The 20,067-nt window shown below is 44.8% G+C and carries 15 protein-coding genes; 10 read left to right on the top strand and 5 right to left on the bottom strand.

All coding sequences use genetic code 11. The annotated features are described in order from the left end of the window. Positions 1-77: 77 nt before the first annotated feature. Positions 78-929 (top strand): transcriptional regulator HexR, encoded by an 852-nt coding sequence (hexR, locus tag B5D26_RS06255; protein WP_078744901.1) that lies wholly within the window; start codon positions 78-80, stop codon positions 927-929. Between the two features lie 47 nt (positions 930-976). On the opposite strand, the gene B5D26_RS06260 is transcribed toward hexR, so the two are convergent. After that, positions 977-3,874 (bottom strand): bifunctional diguanylate cyclase/phosphodiesterase, encoded by a 2,898-nt coding sequence (locus B5D26_RS06260; protein ID WP_078744873.1) that lies wholly within the window; start codon positions 3,872-3,874, stop codon positions 977-979. Positions 3,875-4,033: 159 nt separating this feature from the next. Between B5D26_RS06260 and uvrD the strand changes: the two genes are divergently transcribed. Continuing rightward, on the top strand, positions 4,034-6,259 hold the full coding sequence (uvrD, locus tag B5D26_RS06265) for a DNA helicase II (protein ID WP_078744874.1): 2,226 nt from the start codon (positions 4,034-4,036) through the stop codon (positions 6,257-6,259). Between the two features lie 137 nt (positions 6,260-6,396). Next, the gene (locus tag B5D26_RS06270; protein WP_078744875.1) at positions 6,397-7,512 is read left to right on the top strand and encodes a TRAP transporter substrate-binding protein; all 1,116 of its coding nucleotides are present in this window, start codon (positions 6,397-6,399) and stop codon (positions 7,510-7,512) included. A 108-nt stretch (positions 7,513-7,620) separates the two neighbouring features. Here the strand turns inward: B5D26_RS06270 and B5D26_RS06275 are convergent, their stop codons facing one another. Further along, positions 7,621-8,043 carry an acyl-CoA thioesterase gene (locus B5D26_RS06275; protein WP_078744876.1) on the bottom strand — a complete coding sequence of 141 codons (423 nt, stop codon included), beginning with the start codon at positions 8,041-8,043 and terminating at the stop codon, positions 7,621-7,623. 273 nt (positions 8,044-8,316) lie between these two features. Between B5D26_RS06275 and B5D26_RS06280 the strand changes: the two genes are divergently transcribed. The 7 genes from B5D26_RS06280 to B5D26_RS06310 all read left to right on the top strand — a co-directional run bounded on the left by B5D26_RS06280 (position 8,317) and on the right by B5D26_RS06310 (position 17,066). Further along, on the top strand, positions 8,317-9,300 hold the full coding sequence (locus B5D26_RS06280) for a PstS family phosphate ABC transporter substrate-binding protein (RefSeq protein WP_078744877.1): 984 nt from the start codon (positions 8,317-8,319) through the stop codon (positions 9,298-9,300). A 191-nt stretch (positions 9,301-9,491) separates the two neighbouring features. Further along, on the top strand, positions 9,492-11,723 hold the full coding sequence (locus tag B5D26_RS06285) for an ABC transporter permease subunit (RefSeq protein WP_234985203.1): 2,232 nt from the start codon (positions 9,492-9,494) through the stop codon (positions 11,721-11,723). 26 nt (positions 11,724-11,749) lie between these two features. Continuing rightward, positions 11,750-13,426, top strand: coding sequence for a phosphate ABC transporter permease PstA (pstA, locus tag B5D26_RS06290; protein WP_078744902.1), 1,677 nt, complete (start codon positions 11,750-11,752; stop codon positions 13,424-13,426). 105 nt (positions 13,427-13,531) lie between these two features. Then, positions 13,532-14,407 (top strand): phosphate ABC transporter ATP-binding protein PstB, encoded by an 876-nt coding sequence (gene pstB, locus B5D26_RS06295; RefSeq protein WP_327196251.1) that lies wholly within the window; start codon positions 13,532-13,534, stop codon positions 14,405-14,407. A 97-nt stretch (positions 14,408-14,504) separates the two neighbouring features. Further along, entirely contained in the window at positions 14,505-15,227 is a 723-nt protein-coding gene (gene phoU / locus B5D26_RS06300) for a phosphate signaling complex protein PhoU (RefSeq protein ID WP_078744879.1), read from the top strand. Between the two features lie 195 nt (positions 15,228-15,422). Then, positions 15,423-16,199 carry a sulfate transporter CysZ gene (gene cysZ / locus B5D26_RS06305; protein WP_078744880.1) on the top strand — a complete coding sequence of 259 codons (777 nt, stop codon included), beginning with the start codon at positions 15,423-15,425 and terminating at the stop codon, positions 16,197-16,199. Positions 16,200-16,205: 6 nt separating this feature from the next. Then, on the top strand, positions 16,206-17,066 hold the full coding sequence (locus B5D26_RS06310; protein WP_078744881.1) for a response regulator: 861 nt from the start codon (positions 16,206-16,208) through the stop codon (positions 17,064-17,066). Here the strand turns inward: B5D26_RS06310 and phoR are convergent. From phoR to ubiA, 3 genes are all read right to left on the bottom strand, one after another. Beyond that, entirely contained in the window at positions 17,034-18,410 is a 1,377-nt protein-coding gene (gene phoR, locus B5D26_RS06315) for a phosphate regulon sensor histidine kinase PhoR (RefSeq protein WP_078744882.1), read from the bottom strand. The two genes, B5D26_RS06310 and phoR, sit on opposite strands and share 33 nt — an antisense overlap. Positions 18,411-18,412: 2 nt before the next feature. Next, positions 18,413-19,102, bottom strand: coding sequence for a phosphate regulon transcriptional regulator PhoB (phoB, locus tag B5D26_RS06320; RefSeq protein ID WP_078744883.1), 690 nt, complete (start codon positions 19,100-19,102; stop codon positions 18,413-18,415). Positions 19,103-19,180: 78 nt separating this feature from the next. Then, a complete protein-coding gene (gene ubiA, locus B5D26_RS06325) occupies positions 19,181-20,065 on the bottom strand; it encodes a 4-hydroxybenzoate octaprenyltransferase (protein WP_078744884.1) in 885 nt (294 codons plus the stop codon). Between the last annotated feature and the right edge of the window lie 2 nt (positions 20,066-20,067).

The following is a 20,067-nucleotide window of genomic DNA, read 5'->3' on the forward strand; positions in this document are numbered from 1 at the left end:
TCAATAAAAAATGACGCTTTTAGACAGATATAGGTAAAATAAAGAGATATTCGACTTTGGTAACCAGTGGTAAACCGGTGAAAGAAAACATTCTCGAAAAGATTCGTCACTCTAAAACGCAGTTCCGACGCTCAGAGCAAAAAGTGGCTGATTATGTGTTGAGCTACGCAAAAGAAGTGATTCATATGCGTATCGTTGATCTAGCAACAGAAGCTAATGTCAGCGAGCCTACGGTTGTGCGTTTCTGCCGTGCTTTAGGTTGTGATGGTTTTCAAGACTTTAAGTTGCGCTTGGCACAAGTATTGGCGAAAGAAACCCGCTTTGCACAGTTCTCTATGAATGAAGATGACTCTGTTGGTGATTTTACCAATAGTATTTTTGATACTACGGCCAGTGCATTGCTAGCGGTGAAGAATCGTATTGATGTTGAAATGCTACAACGGGCGATTAGAGTGTTAAGCATCTCTCAGCGTGTTGAGTTTTTTGGTTTTGGTGCGTCTGGTGCGGTGGCAACAGATGCACAGCATAAGTTTTTCCGTCTGCAAATGTCGACAGCAGCTTACTCAGATCCGCACATGCAGAATATGTCAGCCGTTACTTTATCTGATACCGATGTGGTGGTGGCAATATCTCAAACTGGCCGGACTAAAGCCCTGATGCAAAGTATTCAATTGGTACGTGAAGCAGGCGCTCATGTCATTGCACTTTGCCCAAGCGGTTCTCCTCTTGCGGAAATGGCAACGATACCGCTCTATATTGATGTGCCGGAAGATACTGAAATTTATACTCCAATGACCTCTCGCATTGCGCATTTAGTGGTTATTGATGTACTGGCCGTAGGTGTCGCGAAAATGCGAGGTCCTAGGCTGGCAGAACATCTGAAGGCAGTAAAACGCAGTTTACATTCTTTAAGAATGCCTGAAGGTTGATATAAAGCTTACCAAGAGTTAGCACAACTAACTCTTGGTAAAACAGCTTAAGCGTTATAGCGTTCAACCAGTTCAAAGAAGGTCTGTGCAGGTACTGGCGGGCTGATTAAAAAACCTTGAGCATAATCACAGTGTTGATACTTTAAGAAATCAAGCTGTGCTCTAGTTTCCACTCCCTCTGCAACAATTTTCATATCAAGATTATGTCCCAAAGCGATAATTGCTTTCGTCAGCGTTGCTTGTTGAGGGTCTGCGCTGGTGACTTCTTTCAAGAAACTGCGGTCTATTTTTAGGATATCTAAGGGAAAACGCTGTAAATAGCTGAGAGAAGAGTAACCTGTGCCAAAATCATCAATGGCAAGGGTAACGCCTAGGGCTTTAATCTGTTCTAGAATCTCCACAGTTCGTTCTGGGTCTTCAATTAAAGAGCTTTCAGTTAGCTCTAGTTCGATCAAATGGGCGGGTACCTTATGTGCTTTTATCGTATCACCAATAAATGAAACTAGATCATTATGTAGCAACTGTTGAGCCGATAGGTTGACCGATACTTTGATGGATAAACCTTTGTTGAGCCAAGCACTAATCTGTTGGCAGGACTGCACGAACACTTGTTCACCTACCGCAGATATTAAGCCTGTTTCTTCTGCAATAGGGATAAATGAACCAGGGGATACTAAGCCTGATTCTGGGTGGTTCCAGCGTACAAGGGCTTCTGCCTCGTAGATTTTATTTTCTTTTAAGCAAACTTTTGGTTGGTAATATACGCATAGCTCATCTCGTTGTAGTGCTTTGCGTAGATCATTCTCCATTTTTAGGCGCTCAAGTGAGCCAGTTTGCATCTCTTCTGAATAGAACTCGAAACCTGCGCCTCCAAGTTGTTTAACCTTATTCCGTGCTAGGTCAGCTTGGTTAACTAAGATGTTTAAGCCTCGGGTATGCTTTGGAAATAGGCTGATGCCTATGCTACTTGAGACGATAAGCTCATGTTCTTCAATCATGAATGGAGTGTGTATTGTCGCAGCAACTTGCTCTGCAAGGGTGCTCACCTGATCAATATTGGTGTATTGATCAAAAATTAGGGCGAACTCATCAGCCCCTAAGCGTGCGATGGTGTCTACATTATGAATATGAGTGGTGAGACGTTCGGCAAGCTCTTGTAATAGCTGGTCGCCTACGTCGTGCCCTAATGTGTTGTTGATAGCTTTAAAGCGGTCAATATCGACTAACAGAAGTGCGACATTGGTTTTGTTCAGTCGTGCTTGGCTGATAGCGATATGAAGCCGGTCTTTGAATAGATTACGGTTTGCAACCCCTGTTAACTCATCATAGTTGGCAAGGTAACTGAGCTTTTCTTCCGCTTTCTTGCGTTGCGTAAGGTCTGTAAACATGCCCACAAAGTGAGAGTGCCCAGCTTGTTGCGATAGTACCCTATATATTTTCAACCATTCGGGAAAGCTTTCACCATTTTTTCGCTTTTCAATCAGCTCACCTTCCCAAACGCCAAACTGCATCAGCTGTTCTTTTATCTGGATGTTGAGCTTTAAATCCTGTCTCCACAGAGGGCTGTTCTCAAAGTGAATACCTAGCAACTCATCACTTTGATAGCCTGTAATCTGACATAGTGCTTGGTTTAAAGTCGTGATTGTGAAGTTTTCATCCAGAATAAAAATGGCTTCATTGGAGCTTTCAAAAGCTTGCCAGACCAGTTTGAGTTTTTCATCTTTTAGAAACTGTTCTGTAATATCCCTGCGTGTACCTATCATCTTCAAGGCTATTTGTGACTTTTGATCACGCTCTATAACGCGCCCAGTATCTTCTAGCCAGCGCCATTGCCCCGATTTGTGTTGAATACGAAACTGTACTTTGAACTGGTCGGTAATGCCTTTTAAGTTATCCACAAGGGCAGAGCGTAGGATTGGATAGTCTTGAGGGTGTACTAAAGGCTTTAAGTGTCCCATAAAGTGGGGCATTTCATCGAATGAGTAACCGAAAAGCTGTTCGAAATGAGAGTGGAAAATCTCATCGGTTTGCAGGTTCCACTCCCATAAACCCAGTTCACTGGCTTCAACGGCCTTGCTATAACGTAGGCGGCTGCGCTCTAGCTCTAAGCCTGCAATATGCTGACGGTTAATCGCTTCTTGCAGCTGCTGGTTGCTGGTGCTGAGTGCTTGAGTACGTTCAACAACTTGCTGCTCTAGTAATACCTGTGCTTGTTGCAATTTGTGCTCTGCCGCCGTGCGAATGGCGACTTCATCTGCAAGTTGTGCATTCAGTTTTTGACTCTGTGCTTGTGCTTCTTGCATTTGCGTAAGTAAAAACTGGTTTTTAACTTTTGCAGTCAAAGAGTCGACTAAGAATCGTTGGTTACGCCATGCACCGTATAATAAGAAGCAGAGAAAAATGGCAATGATATAAGGCGATATTAAAGGGTGCTCAAGCTGTGCTTGATTGAGTAGTAGCGGTAAAAAAGCAGGTAAAATAAAGGCAAGGTAAGTGGTTAAAACCGCTGAAAAAACGGCAGTGGCATAGATTGCAAGCCCTGTCATACAAATGATTACTGCAGACTCATGCAGCAAGCTTTCCGGAGTAAGTGTACTGACTAACACTCCCCAGCAGCTGCCCACTAATAATCCTCCCAGTGAAAATAGATGTTTCCAGCGCGATAAATTCTCGCAGGATGTTTGCTGTACAAATGCTTTGTTCAGATGAATACCGCCATAAGTTAAACCTGCATAAACTAGCAGCCACAGCAGTAACAAAGGTTGAGCTTGGTAAGTCCAAAGCAAAGTGCAGCAAACCAGCGCGCAAGCCATGCCCAGCTGGTAGTAAGTCGTGGAATCTCGATACAGTAAGGTGATCTTTTCAGCCTGTAATGACTGAGCTATCGTTTTTGTGTCGTCGATAGCTATTTGTGCGGCTGATCCCGATGAATTGGGTTGGGTCATATCAGATATAGACTCAAAATAGTGTTGTTATTGTTAGAGTACTCTATTTGGAGGCCTACCATAGCAGATGCTTGTCAGACTAAGAACAGCTAGGAGACAGTTTTCAGTAACATATTATGATAGAGTTTCGCCTCAGTCTTACAGCGCAATAGTTGGAAAATGATGGACGTTACACACCTGATTGACTCTCTTAATGATGCCCAGCGTGAAGCGGTTACCGCACCTTCACAGCACTTGCTTGTACTGGCAGGGGCTGGCAGCGGCAAAACTCGTGTTTTAGTCCACCGTATTGGCTGGTTAATTCAAGTTGAACATTGTTCACCGCATAGCATTATGGCCGTGACCTTTACCAATAAAGCAGCAGCAGAAATGCGAGCGCGGTTAGAGGCTCTACTTGGGTTACCCATGCGCCAATTTTGGGTAGGTACCTTTCATGGTATTGCCCATCGCTTATTACGGACACACTGGAAAGATGCACGTTTGCCAGAGCACTTTCAAATTTTAGACTCTGATGATCAGTTGCGTCTAATCAAACGCCTAATGAAAGATCACAATATTGATGATGAGCGCTGGCCCGCTAGGCAAGTGCAGGGCTATATCAATGGTCAGAAAGATGAAGGTCGCCGAGCCACCTACTTCACTGATACGGGTGACCCTTATCTTCGAGTGATGAATCAGCTTTATAGCCTGTATGAAGAGCACTGCCAGCGCCTTGGTCTTGTGGATTTTGGTGAGCTTCTACTACGTGCCCATGAACTATTACGTGATAATCCCCTGCTATTACGCCACTACCAAGAGCGTTTCCGTCATATTTTAGTAGATGAGTTTCAAGACACTAATACAGTGCAGTATGCATGGCTGCGTCTGCTGACTAGTGGCGATAATATCCTGACCGTTGTGGGCGATGACGATCAGTCGATTTATGGCTGGCGAGGTGCGAAGGTTGAAAATATCCATCAGTTCAACCGAGACTTTTCTGGCAGCAAGATGGTGCGCTTGGAGCAGAACTATCGCTCGACCAAAACCATTCTTGATGCGGCTAACGGCCTGATTGCCAACAATTATGACCGCTTAGGTAAAGCGTTATGGACAGAGGGCGACTCAGGTGAGCCGATCTCCCTTTATGCAGGGTTCAATGAGCAAGATGAGGCTCGCTTTATCGTCGATAGTATCAAACGCTGGGTACAAGAGGGTAATGCCCGTAGTCAAGCGGCTGTTTTATATCGCTCTAATGCACAGTCTCGGGTGTTAGAAGAAGCCCTCATACGTTCAGGTATGCCTTATCGCATTTATGGCGGTCAGCGCTTTTATGAGCGTTTAGAGATTAAAAATGCTTTGGCTTATTTACGCTTGATACTGAACCGAAATGATGATGCTGCGGTCGAACGAGTGATTAACACGCCGACACGTGGCATCGGTGCCAAAACCTTAGACTTGATGCGAGAGCTGGCGCGCAATGAAGGCTGCTCCTTATGGGAGGCTGCGGTTCACAGTATCAATAATAAGCTCCTGACCGCTCGTGCTGTAGGTGCGCTAATGGGTTTTATGAGTTTGATTGACGAGCTTGAAGATCAAGCCCATGAACTCCCACTGTATGAACTGGTAGATCATGTGATTGAGCGTTCAGGTCTGATTCCTTTTCATCAACAAGAGAAAGGCGAAAAGGGCCAAGCACGAGTAGAAAACTTAGAAGAGCTTGTCACCGCTGCCCGCAGCTATAATCCAGAGCCTCAAACTGAAACCGGATTTGAGGATGAGGACGAAGGGGTTGATACCGCCAGTTTGCTACAAAGCTTTTTGGCTGAAGCGGCACTGGACGCAGGCGAACAACAAGCAGATGAGTATGAAGATGCTGTGCAGCTGATGACATTGCACTCTGCAAAAGGCTTAGAGTTTCCACTGGTATTTTTAGCTGGCGTTGAAGAGGGATTATTCCCGCATAAAATGTCGATGGAAGATCCGAGCCGGTTACAAGAAGAGCGGAGGCTTTGTTATGTAGGGGTAACCCGTGCAATGCAAAAACTCTATATCACTTATGCAGAGATGCGTCGCTTGCATGGTAAAGAAACCTACAACAGCCCTTCGCGTTTTGTGCGTGAAATTCCAGCAGAGTTAGTGGAAGAAGTGCGCCTGAGAGGCCAAGTTTCAAGACCTGTTAGCAGCAGCTACAACCGTCAGCCGAGCCGTTGGGCACAAACTGAACCTGTTGATAGTGGCGATGGAGTAGTCTTAATGGTGGGGCAAAGAGTACAACATGCTGTTTTTGGTGAGGGTGTTGTACTAAATTATGAGGGTCAAGGGCCAAAAGCCCGTATTCAGGTGGCCTTCGAGTCTGAAGGTGAGAAGTGGTTGATGGCAGGTTTTGCTAAACTTGAAGCGCTGTAAAAAATGCTTCACAGGCAGATTTGTTTATCAGCAAGCAAGATAGTGTATGCGCTCTAAAAATCTGATAGTGTCAGACGCGGATAGACATCAAGCGATTAAAATACAACAAGAAATATACGCAACAGGAGCTACCTAGCATGAAGCGTCGTGAATTTGTAACCGCCCTAGGGCTTGGTGCCGCAGGTGCCGTACTAGCAGGTTGTACTGGTTCTGAGTCTGGTGCAGAAAAGCAGCAGGCAACAGTTAAGCAAGAAGCGATTAAATGGAAAATGGTCACCACTTGGCCAAAGAATTTCCCAGGGTTGGGTACAGCTGCTAATAGTTTGGCTGAAAAAATCACCAAAATGAGTGGTGGTCGTTTAGAAGTTAAAGTGTTTGGTGCAGGTGAGTTAGTTCCTGCATTTGGTGTCTTTGATGCTGTATCTAGTGGTACTGCACAAATGGGACATGGCGCTTCTTATTACTGGAAAGGTAAAGCCGCAGCTGCACAATTCTTTGCTGCCGTACCTTTTGGCTTGAACGCGCAAGAGATCTCTAGCTGGATCTATTACGGCGGTGGTATCGAACTGTGGAAAGAGGTGTATGCGCCCTTTGGTTTGATCCCAACAGCTGTAGGTAATACAGGCGTACAGATGGCGGGTTGGTTCAACAAAGAGATCAACTCGATGAAAGACCTGCAAGGTCTGAAAATGCGTATTCCAGGCCTAGGCGGTGAAGTAATCAACCGTGCAGGCGGTACAGCGGTAAGTCTGCCGGGTTCTGAGTTGTTCACAGCACTTCAAACTGGTGCGATTGATGCAACAGAGTGGGTTGGCCCTTATAACGACAAAGCCTTTGGCCTTTATAAAGCCGCGAAATACTATTATTACCCAGGTTGGCATGAGCCAGGTACTGTTCTAGAAGGCATGATTAACCAGAAAGCCTTCGAAGCGCTGCCTGCTGATCTGCAAGACATCGTGATGGTGGCCACGCGCGCAGCAAACCAAGACATGATGGATGAACTGACTTACCGCAACGCTTTGGCATTGAAAGAGTTGGTTACCGATCATGGCACTGAGTTGCGTAAGCTGCCTGATGAAGTGTTCAGTAAACTACGTAGTTTGTCTGACGAAGTGGTATTTGATGAAGCGAAGAAAGACGATCTAACCCGTCGTATCTATGACTCGTTCATGAACTTCCGCAGCTTGGCAGATGAGTATCAGAAAATTTCTGAATACGCTTATCTGCATGGTCGTATTCAAACGGGCGCATAACATTATTGAATAGGCAATAAAGTAAAAGAGAGGTCAGTCGACCTCTCTTTTTTAGCTTTCAGAACTGATTTCTAGCGAGCTTCTGATTTGCTTCACTTCACTTTAAGGCTAGTAGTCAGTGGAAGGTACTGCGCGAATACGGCCATTATCATCAATAGCGACCATTACAAAGCGAGCCTCAGAGACTTTATATAACTCTTGCTCATCTGCTTCAAACGGTGGCTGAATCCAAGCCTCGACCAAAATATTCATTGAGCTATGACCCACATCTTCAATCAAGGTGTAGATTGAAACGGTAGAGCCTATACGAATAGGGCAAAGAAAGTCCATTTCGCTAATAGCAACGGTTGCAGTACGGCCTTTGGCAAGCTTGCCTGCGCTAATTTCTGCGGCTAGATCCATCTGTGATACTAACCAGCCCCCCGCAATATCACCATAAATATTAGTATCTTGCGGAGTTGCAGCGATCTTAAGGGTCAGTTCACCAGTGGGTGAGGGAATATCTTCTAAATTATTATCAATGCTACTCATATTATTTTTTCTTATTGGTTTGATTGCACGCAAATAGCGATTATTTTGCAGTTCTATAAGCTGTCAAAGACGACTTGTCGCCATTCATCAATTGGCCTCACCGCTATTGTAGGGGGAATAGCAGAGGATAGGCAGCAAAAAATTGACTGAATCAAAATCGTCATATTCATATAACTGTCATAAAGCCCCCCTATATTAACCAGCAACTGATTAAGTAAGTGTAATAATTCACAGAAGTGACAAGTCGAACTGACCAAATGTTCAGGAGATAAGATGAAGCTGAATAAAATGATGGCAGCGGTTTCTATTGTAGCTGCAAGTACTTTGACTGCAGGCATTGCCAATGCTGCTGCAGAACTAGATCCAAAGCTACCGACTTATGAAAAATCAAGTGGTGTGTCTGGTAACCTATCTTCTGTAGGTTCTGATACCTTAGCGAACTTGATGACGTTATGGGCAGAAGAGTACAAGCGTGCTTATCCAAACGTGAATATTCAAATTCAAGCCGCAGGTTCTTCTACAGCGCCACCAGCTCTGACCGAAGGTACAGCAAACTTAGGCCCAATGAGCCGTAAGATGAAAGACAAAGAGCTGGAAGCCTTTGAAAACAAACATGGTTACAAGCCAGTGGCTGTACCTGTAGCGATTGATGCGCTTGCAGTGTTTGTACACAAAGATAACCCAATTCAAGGTATGAGCATTGACCAAGTTGATGCAATCTTCTCTTCGACTCGTAAATGCGGATTGGCACAAGATGTCTCTACTTGGGGTGATATTGGTTTAACTGGCTCATGGCAGAATCGCACCGTGCAACTGTTTGGCCGTAACTCAGTATCAGGTACTTACGGTTACTTCAAGAGTAAAGCGCTGTGTAAAGGTGATTTTAAGAACAGTGTAAACGAGCAGCCTGGATCAGCTTCTGTAGTTCAGTCTGTTAGTACATCCGTGAATGCAATTGGTTACTCGGGCATTGGTTATAAAACCTCTAGTGTTCGTGCAATACCGTTAGCGAAAAAAGCGGGCCAGCCTTTTGTTGAAGCTTCTCCAGAAAACGCAGTGTCTGGTAAGTATCCACTGTCTCGCTTCCTGTACGTTTACATCAACAAGAAGCCTAACCAGCCTTTACAGCCACTTGAGCGTGAATTCATCAAGATGGTAATGTCTAAGCAAGGTCAGGAAGTGGTTGTGAAAGATGGCTACATCCCACTGCCACACTCTGTTGTAGAAAAGACTCTACAAGCTCTAGATATCAAGTAATCCGTACTAGATAAGCGTACAAGGATGTACAGCAAGCTAAAAAGGGTGGGCCGTTCGCCTACCCTTTTTGCTGTCTCTATTATCGCCTGTCTGGTGTCATACAACTGTCATATAAGTGCAGTATTTTTCCCGCTATGAAACAGAATAGCTCATCCGCCCCAGTGATCGATTTTGATACTCCGGCACTTCGTATGCACAGGAAGATCAGATCGTATAAAGACAAAGCCGCCGAAGTTGGAGTCGGTGTTGGTGGTATCAGTGTAATCGTTGCGATTTTACTGATCTTCCTCTACCTGATGTATGAGGTTGTACCTCTATTCAAATCGGCAAGTGTTGAACCTATTGCAGAATATCAGGTGCCAAAAACTACGGTTGCTCCTGATAATGCAAAAACCCTTTACCTTGCTGTTGAGGAGCAAGGCGAAGTTGCGATGCGTATTACCAATGTTGGAGAGGTTATCTTCTTCAATGTGGCTGACGGTCAAGTTGTGAAGCGTGAACAATTGGTGCTGCCACAAGGTGTTGACTTGGTGTCTGTTGCAAGCGAGGGGCCAGGCTCTGCGATTTTAGCATTAGGTCTATCTAACGGCACTGCATTGATTGTTCGTGACCGCTATCGTGTGACTTATCCTGGTGATAAACGTCTTATTACACCTTCTGTTGAGTACCCGTTTGGTTCTGAGCCAATGGTAATCAGTGAATCAGGTGGTTTAATTGAAAAACTAGCTGTGAACAATGCAGAGCAGAATCTGCTTGTTTCAGCGGTGACTAATGATAAAAAGGCACACTTAGTTCAATTTGCTAAAGAGGAGTCTCTTTTTGGTGATGAGATCACATTGGTGCGCAGTGAGATCACTTTGCCTGTTTTAGACAGCAAAGTACACAGCATCCTAATTGCTCCTGATCAGCGCTGGATGTACCTAGCCAGTCAGCAAGGTCAGGTTGATGTGGTTGATCTACGTGATCCTGATAACGCTAAATTGAATGCACGTTTAAAGGTTACTGAGAAGAACAGCGCAATTGCTGATGTCAAATTCCAGTTGGGTGGAATATCTCTATTGGTCGGTGATATGACAGGTGCGGTATCTCAGTGGTTTTTGGTACGTGATGACCAAAGTGAATGGGCGCTGAAAAAAATCCGTAGTTTTGAGCATGACTCATCGCCTGTAGTTGTGATGCTGCCTGAGCATCGCCGTAAAGGCTTTTTGATGATTGATGCGAAGGGCGAGCTGGATATTTTTAGTACCACTGCACATCGCACCATGTTGACCGAAAATATTTTGGAAATACAGCCTCGCATCGCAACTATTAGCCCTCGTGCAGATGTGTTGCTAATTGAGCGTGTGGATGGTGTTGTACAGACTTTTGCGGTTCATAACGAACACCCTGAGGTGTCTTGGAGTGCGCTGTGGCAGAAAGTTTGGTACGAGAGCTATGAAGAGCCGCAGTACACTTGGCAGTCTTCAGCATCTACCAATGATTTTGAGCCTAAGTTCAGTTTAATGCCTTTGGCCTTTGGTACTTTAAAAGCGGCTTTTTACGCCATGATCGTGGCAACACCTCTTGCTATTGGTGGTGCAATCTTTACGGCCTACTTCATGGCACCTGCCATGCGTCGTAAGATCAAACCGATCATTGAGTTAATGGAAGCACTACCAACGGTAATTCTAGGTTTCTTAGCAGGTTTGTTCTTAGCGCCTTTCGTTGAACACAACTTACCCGGCATCTTTGCCTTATTGATCCTGTTGCCTATTGGTATGGTGGCTTTCGGCTTTGCTTGGGCGCAGATGCCAGACAAAGTGCGCCACGCGGTGCCTGATGGTTGGCAAGCTGCCTTGATGATTCCCGTTGTGCTATTGGTCAGCTGGTTTGCTCTTGGCATGAGTCAGCCAATGGAAGCGATGTTCTTCGACAGTGATATGCGTAGCTGGTTGAGCAATGATCTGGGCATTCCTTTCGATCAACGTAATGCGTTGGTAGTAGGTTTAGCGATGGGCTTTGCAGTGATTCCAACGATCTTCTCGATCACTGAAGATGCGATCTTTGCGGTGCCTAAACACTTGAGTTATGGCTCGCTGGCGCTGGGTGCAACGCCTTGGCAAACGCTTACTCGTGTTGTGCTACCTACGGCTAGCCCCGGTATTTTCTCTGCGGTGATGATTGGTATGGGGCGTGCTGTAGGTGAAACCATGATCGTACTGATGGCCACAGGCAACACACCTATTATGGATGCCAATATCTTCGAAGGTATGAGAACACTGGCCGCGAATATTGCGGTGGAAGTACCTGAATCAGAAGTGGGCAGCTCACATTATCGCATATTGTTCTTAGCCGCCTTCGTGCTGTTCACCTTTACCTTTGTGGTGAACACTGCTGCCGAGGTAATTCGTCAGCGTCTGCGTAAGAAATATGGTGCGCTGTAATGGCTAAGGTGAAAAAGGAAGGAATTATGCGTGAATCATTTGGCAGCTGGACTCGTACTGGCTCACCTTGGGTGTGGCTAAATGCGGGTGCGGTAGCAATCAGCGTGGTAATGGTTATCGGCTTACTGGCTTTGATTGCAGTACGAGGTTTAGGCCACTTTTGGCCTGCCTCTATCATTGAAGCTGATGTACGTGCCGCTGATGGTAGTCTTCATCACATTACAGGTGAGCTCACCGATAGCTTAACCGTACCTGCTGAGCAGGTGCGGGCTTCAGGTGTTGCCATTCCGGCAGATCAGGAAACAGTTACTCGCTATTTAGTGAAAATTGGTAACCGTGATGTTTACGGCACTGACTTTCGCTGGGTGCTGAAAGATCAGATCGAGAATGCCGATTATCCAGAAGCATTAATGGCGGTTGAGCGTCGTGAATGGGGTAATTTTTACGGTTATCTTATTTCTGTAAAGCAAGATGGTCAGGTTATTGCCCAGCAAGCAGTGGGGGAAAACAGCATTTGGCCTGAGTTTGAAAAGCGTATTGCGCGTGCGTTGACCATTCATGAAGAGATCTATCAGATCGAGAAACATGAAATTGGGCGTATCAACTATGCGATGGAGCGTCTGCGCCTAAAACAGCGTAGTTTAGAGCTGAAAGGCAAAGATACACCACAAGCAATCACCGAAATTCAAACTGAACGTCGAGTGTTAGATGCTGAATATAAAGTACTACAGCAAAAGCTGGGTGATCTTTATGTTGAAGCTAACCGTGATAGCTTTGTCGCACAAGCGATGGACGGCCAACAGATCGAAGTCTCTGTCAGCAAAGTGGTACGTGCTTTTCAGCCAAACATGATGCACTTGGGTAACAAGATTGTGTTTTATGGCGAGAAGCTATGGGAATTCATGACGGATGAACCACGTGAGGCTAATACTGAAGGCGGTATTTTCCCCGCTATTTTCGGTACGGTCATGATGGTACTACTGATGTCTGTAATGGTGACGCCATTTGGAGTAATTGCAGCGGTTTATCTGCGTGAATACGCTAAGCAAGGCTTTGTCACCCGCATGATCCGCATCGCGGTGAATAACTTGGCAGGCGTACCTTCTATTGTGTATGGCGTATTTGGTTTGGGCTTCTTTGTTTACTTCTTGGGCGGTCATATTGATGATCTATTTTTCCCAGAAGCACTGCCAGCTCCAACCTTTGGAACACCAGGCTTAATGTGGGCCTCAATTACCCTTGCTCTATTAACCGTGCCAGTGGTGATTGTAGCAACAGAAGAAGGCTTAGCGCGGATTCCACGCTCTGTACGTGAAGGTTCTTTGGCTTTAGGTGCAACCAAAGCTGAAACCCTATGGCGTGTGGTATTACCTATGGCAAGTCCTGCAATGATGACAGGGGTGATCTTGGCGGTAGCTCGTGCAGCGGGTGAGGTAGCACCGTTAATGCTAGTGGGGGTGGTCAAACTTGCGCCAAGCTTACCGCTAGATGGTAACTACCCATTTATTCACTTAGACCAGAAGTTCATGCATTTAGGCTTCCATATCTATGATGTTGGCTTCCAAAGTCCAAACGTAGAAGCTGCACGACCTCTGGTTTATGCCACGGCACTGCTTCTGGTGATTGTGATTGCGCTTTTGAATATGAGTGCCGTTGCGATTCGTAACCATCTGCGTGAAAAGTATAAGTCATTAGAGATGTAGAGCGGTTGTATTGCTGGGATGTGCTGCCGAAAGTTTCGGCAGCCTTCTTTAATCGCAGATAGACTGTTATCAACGAACTCAGAACAAATTAAAGAGAGTATTCCCATGGAAGCTCAAGCTGAAATGAAAAATACAGACGCAAAAACTAAAAGTGATTCAAAATCGCATGGCATTGATATCAGCGCCATGAATCGTGGTGCAGGGCAAGAGCTGTCTCTAGACAATGAGACCACCTGCATTGATGTACGTAATATGAACCTGTTTTACGGTGAAAAGCAGGCGCTTTTTGATGTCAATATGACGATTCCAAAACAGCGTGTAACGGCTTTTATTGGTCCTTCAGGTTGCGGTAAATCGACGTTATTACGTAGCTTTAACCGTATGAACGATCTTGTTGATGGTTGTAGCATCACAGGTGAGATCAATATGGAGGGTCAAAACATCTACCAAAAGAACGTAGATGTTGCTGAGCTACGTCGTAAAGTGGGCATGGTATTTCAAAAACCAAACCCATTCCCTAAGTCAATCTACGAAAACGTTGCTTATGGCCTGCGTATTCAGGGTATTAACAACAAGCGCGTACTAGACGAAGCGGTTGAATGGTCTCTGCGTTCAGCTGCATTATGGGACGAGGTAAAAGACCGTCTACATGAAAGTGCGCTGGGTATGTCCGGTGGTCAGCAGCAGCGTTTGGTGATTGCGCGTACCATCGCGGTAAAACCTGAAGTTTTGTTATTGGATGAGCCAGCATCAGCACTAGATCCAATCTCGACGCTAAAAATTGAAGAATTAATCTACGAGCTTAAAGATCGCTTCACTATTGTAATCGTGACCCACAACATGCAGCAGGCTGCGCGTGTATCTGACTATACCGCCTTCATGTACATGGGGAATCTGATTGAGTTTGGTAACACTGATATGTTGTTTACCAATCCAAAAGAGAAGAAAACCGAAGACTATATTACAGGTCGCTATGGTTGATTGTGCCTGAGCATTCAACAGAGTTTGCTTTGGCAATGCTAAAGCAAACTGACAGACTTACGTTATGGCTTTAGGTTTAATATCACGAGGTACAACCATGGAAATCACAACAGATACGCATAGCCACCATATCTCTCAACAGTTCAATAATGAACTGGAAGATTTGAAAACCCACTTATTAGCAATGGGTGGCTTAGTTGAGAAACAGGTACAAGATGCAATTTACGCTTTAACTGAAGGCGACAGTGCCGTTGCTGAAGAAGTACGTGTAAATGACCGTGCAATTAATGATATGCAGATCAGCATTGATGAAGAGTGCACGCGCATATTGGCACGTCGTCAGCCAGCGGCAAGCGATCTACGTTTAGTGATGGCCGTTACTCGCGCCACATCTGATTTAGAGCGTATCGGCGATGAAGCCTCTAAAATTGCACGCCATGCAATTCAGTTAGCCGAAGAGGGTGAGTCGCCTCGCGGTTATATTGAAACTCGTCACATAGGCAACCATGTGCGTAATATGGTGAAAGATGCATTGACCGCATTTGCCCGTTTTGATACTGAGCTTGCGCTTTCTGTAGCACAGGAAGATAAGTCTGTTGATTTAGAATACCGTTCAGCGATGCGTGCGTTAGTCACCTTTATGATGGAAGATCCTCGTTCAATCAGCCGCGTATTGAACGTAATTTGGGTTCTACGGTCTTTAGAGCGTATTGGTGATCATGCGAACAACATCTCTGAATATGTTATTTATCTGGTGAAAGGTATGGATGTACGTCACTCTTCACCGGAAAGTATCGAAGAGCGTTTACACCGTAATTGATCAAATTAAGGTGTAAGTTAAAAAAAGGGCGTTGTTGATTACGCCCTTTTTTTATGACCATAAAAAGGTACTTTAAATATTTTATTAGAGCTTCATCGCCGCATTACCTTACAATATAGGACTCTATTTTTTGATACGCTGAAGATCGCGTCATTTTAGTGTTAAAGAACTCAGCAAGTACTCTCAGGAGTTGTTATGAACACTTTATTTGCTGGCCCGTTAGCGATGCTGGCAGGCTTAAGAATTATCTTTACCCCCGGCTTAAAACGCTTTGTATTAGTACCGCTGTTGAGCAATATCTTACTGCTGGGCTTTTGCATATGGTTTGGTATTAAGCTGTTTGACAGTTGGCTTGATAGCTTTGTGCAGAGCTTACCAAGCTATTTACAATTTCTAGAATGGCTGATTTGGCCTTTGGTGTTAATAGGTACATTGGGTTTTATTATCTACGGTTTCAATGCACTAACCGCCCTAATTGCAGCACCTTTTAATGGTTTATTAGCGGAAAAAGTAGAGCAACATCTACGAGCAGAGATCGTTCAGTTTCCGGATGAGACCCTTGGGCAAATGGTAAAACGCTCATTGCACCGTGAGCTACAAAAGCAATGGTTTTTCTTAAAACGGGTGTTGCTACTGATTATCATCAGTTTTATTCCCGGCCTTAATTTACTCAGCCCTATCCTATGGTTGCTCTTTTCTATTTGGATGCTATCGGTACAATATATTGATTACCCAATGGATAACCATCAGATTAACTTCCATGACATGCAGGCACGTTTAAAACAGAAGTGGTGGCATACCTTTGGTTTTGGCTTCAGTGCTTACTGGTGCATGTTAATTCCTGGCATTAACTTACTGTTAATGCCAGCTGCTGTGGCTGGCGCAACTTGGCTTTGGGTGCATCAATACTCAGAAACGCTTACTAGCGTTGCCATAGAAGATCGTTCAATCAACCGCGTAAAGGATATCTAAAAAGTTATGAAATCAGCTCGCTTACTGGTTGTTGATGACGCAAAGTTTACTCGTGACTTAATGATTAAAGCCGTTAAGTCTGAATATACAGGCTTAGAGGTTGATTCTGCACAGGATGGCAGAAAGGCTCAGGTACTATTGACCAAGAACCGCTATGACTTAGTGCTCTGTGACTGGGAAATGCCAGAGATGTCTGGTATTGAGTTACTGACATGGTTGCGTGAGCAAGAGGACTGTCGTAATAAAGATATTCCTTTTGTGATGGTCACAAGCTTGGGCGATAAAGAGTATATCTTACAAGCTGCTGAACATGGTGTGACAGACTATGTGACTAAGCCGTTTAATAATGAGCAGTTGGTGAATAAAGTCACTAAACAGTTCTTACGGCAAGGGGTGATCTCCCGCGAAGAACTAGCAGAGCTGATGAAAAAACGTACACGTATGCTAGGTGGCGGCAGTACTGCCAATGTATTAACAAGCAAAATCGGTATGAATACAGCAGGTAGTGCTGTAGGTAACGGCATTAATACAGGCCCTAGAAAAGTACGTGGTCGAGCTATGTTGCTGTTTGCTGAACAGCAAGCCCCTACTTTAATTCGTGAATTGAGCACGCAGGAAGTGGTGTTGGTATTGAAACGTGAAGAAGTACCTAATATACCAACTCTCTTTGATGCTGTTTCTGTTGGCCTGTTGGCAGGACAAGGAGACGATCAGATGCGCTTCACAACTAAAGGCAAAGTGATATTTTTACAGGCACAAGAAAAACGAGTGGATGCAGAAGCGGTTTACGTGGGCATCCGCTTTGTTGAGCAGGATGCCAAAGCACAACAAATGCTATCTAAGTTGATCGCTCGTTTGAGTAGCTAAATCAGCCAGCTCAGGGGCGGTATAGGCAGGTGGTTGTATATAATCGGCCTGCTGAAACTTCAGGCGAGCGAGAGGGAAATGGCAATGAAACTGCGACCCCTCACCTTTTATGCTTTTTATCTCTAGTTTAGCGTTGTGACGTAACAGTACATGTTTCACAATTGCCAAACCTAGCCCTGTTCCACCTGTATCAGCAGAACGACCTTTATCTACGCGATAAAAACGCTCAGTTAATCTAGGGAGGTGGCGTGCATCAATACCTTCACCATTATCTTCTACGGTTAGTGTTGCACCTATAGGCGTTTCTTGCCAGCGCATGAGAATGGTCGACTCAGAAGGTGTATATTTTACTGCGTTGAAGACAAGGTTGGAAAATGCACTGCGTAGCTCATTTTCTGAACCTAATATTGCAGCCGTGCAGTTATTCTCAATTTTGATCAGATGTTTTTTCTCACTACTGAGTAACAAAGCATCTTGGCGGATACTTGTCATCATCTTTTCAATATCAATCGTTTGCTGCTGACCTTCAATATCAGTGGTTTCTAAACGAGAGAGTAGCAATAGATCATTGATGATATTTTGCATTCGGCGTGATTGCTGTTGCATCTGCTGTGTTGCTCGACTCCAACGTGGTGGCAATTGATCGCTATAGTCAGCAAAGGTCTCTAAGTAGCCGTTGATTACCGTCAGTGGGGTACGTAATTCATGGGAAACGTTCGCAACAAAGTCCTTACGCATCTGTTCCAAGCGATGCAGTCGCGTAATGTCTCTGACTAGCATCAAGCGCTCATTACGGCCAAAAATTGTGATTTGATACTCAAGTGTGATGTTGTCATCGACAGGGGAGGTCAGTGACAAAGGCTCTTGGTAAGCTTGGCGCTCGTAGTAGCTGATAAAGCGAGGGTCACGCAGCAGGTTCGTAATCACTTGGCCTTTATCGCTAGGGGAGCGAAAGCCTAATAACGACTCAGAGGCTTTATTCCACCATTCTAAACCACCGGATTGATCAATCATGACAACTGCATCACGTAAAGCACCGCTTGAACGCTGTACTTTGTCTATGACATCTTTTAAACGCTGCTGACTGGCCTGTTGGCGTTTCTGATGGTGGTATATTTTGTCAAATAAATAACCTCTAATGCCTTTGCTTTCAGGTGTAGGGTCATTAGGATTTTTATCAAGCCAGTTATCAAGTGCCAGCATAAAGCGCGCAGCTTGTACTAAATAGTAAGCCAGCACAAAAATGATAGGCCAGGCGATAGAGCCTGACCACCAGCCAACAAAAGCCGCGATGACGATGATATAACTTACGCGGGTAAATTCAGTTTGCCAGATAGGCTTCACGGTTACACCTTTGTCGAAAAACGATATCCGGTGCCACGTACAGTCTGAATCAGATGTTCATGTTTCTCGCCTAAAGCTTTACGTAGGCGACGGATATGTACATCCACTGTACGCTCTTCTACATAAACGTTGCCGCCCCATACTTGGTCTAACAACTGATTACGAGTATAAGCACGTTCTTGGTGGGTCATAAAAAACTGCAACAAGCGAAACTCTGTAGGCCCGACATCCAAAGGTTCATCCATTGAGGTGACACGGTGGCTGGCTGGATCTAGCAATAAGCCATCTACTTCTACAGGGTCTTCAATACCTTTAGGTGTGGTACGACGTAATACCGCTTTAAGGCGTGCCACCAATTCACGAGGAGAGAAGGGCTTGGTGATATAATCATCCGCACCTGCTTCTAAACCTTGTACTTTATTATCTTCCTCGCCTTTTGCCGTTAACATAATCACAGGTGTTTCCGCTGTGACTGGATCTCTTTTCAAACGACGCGCCAGCTCTACACCACTAGTCCCTGGCATCATCCAATCAAGTAGAATCAAATCTGGGCGTTTGTCTATTACCAAAGCATGAGCCTGCTGAGCATTCTCAGCCTCTAAGCATGTATAGTCTGCCATCTCTAGTGCTACGGCGATCATTTCCCGGATTGGAGCTTCATCATCTACAATCAGGACAGTTTTTCCTGTCATTGCTCTATCCCGTCAGTTCGGTTGAATCATCAATTATGGCATTATTAGACTCAGTAAATATGACAATAAGATGACATCTTAGAAAAGAGTATAGTCTGCAATAATTCCGATCAGGATGAATAAGCCTGCCCAGTGATTGTTTAAAAAAGCTTGGAAACAGGCTTGGCGCTCACGCTGCCAAGTTAAGCGCCCTTGATAGATGAATAGAGCAATAGCTACAGCTAGTCCAAAATAAAATAATAGTCCCAGTGATTTGTTAATAGCGACAATTAACAGTGCTGTAACCGCAAGTGCTTGCAGTAATATGATGATATGGCGGTCAAGTTCACCAAATAAAATTGCAGTTGATTTAATGCCGATTTTGACATCATCATTACGATCAACCATCGCATACTGAGTATCGTAAGCGACAGTCCATAATAAATTTGCGCAGAACAGCAACCAAGCTTCAATTGGCACTGTTCCAGTTTGTGCTGCATAGGCCATTGGAATAGCCCAAGAAAAAGCAGCACCTAATACCACTTGAGGCAGGTGTGTATAACGCTTCATAAAAGGATATAAAGCGGCTAAAAGTACGCCGCCGAAAGAGAGCATAATGGTCAGTGAGTTGGTTAGTAGAACCAATAAAAAAGCTATGAAGCAGAGTATAAAAAAGAGTGTTAACGCTTCTTTTGCACTCACTGCGCCAGTGGCTAATGGGCGGTTTCTAGTGCGTTCTACTTTGCCGTCAAAGTTACGGTCAGCATAATCATTAATCACACAGCCCGCAGCCCGCATGACGATCACGCCTAAAATAAAAATCAGCAGAACATCCCATTTAGGAAAGCCCTCTGCAGCAATCCACAAAGCCCATAATGTTGGCCATAACAATAGATAAGTACCAATAGGGCGGTCGACTCGCATCAATTGTAGATAGAGTGGTAGTTGCTTTTTGATCTGCTTGAAAGAGGCTGAAGCTGACATTA

Source organism: Oceanospirillum multiglobuliferum (assembly GCF_900167095.1).
Classification (GTDB): Bacteria; Pseudomonadota; Gammaproteobacteria; order Pseudomonadales; family Halomonadaceae; genus Oceanospirillum; species Oceanospirillum multiglobuliferum.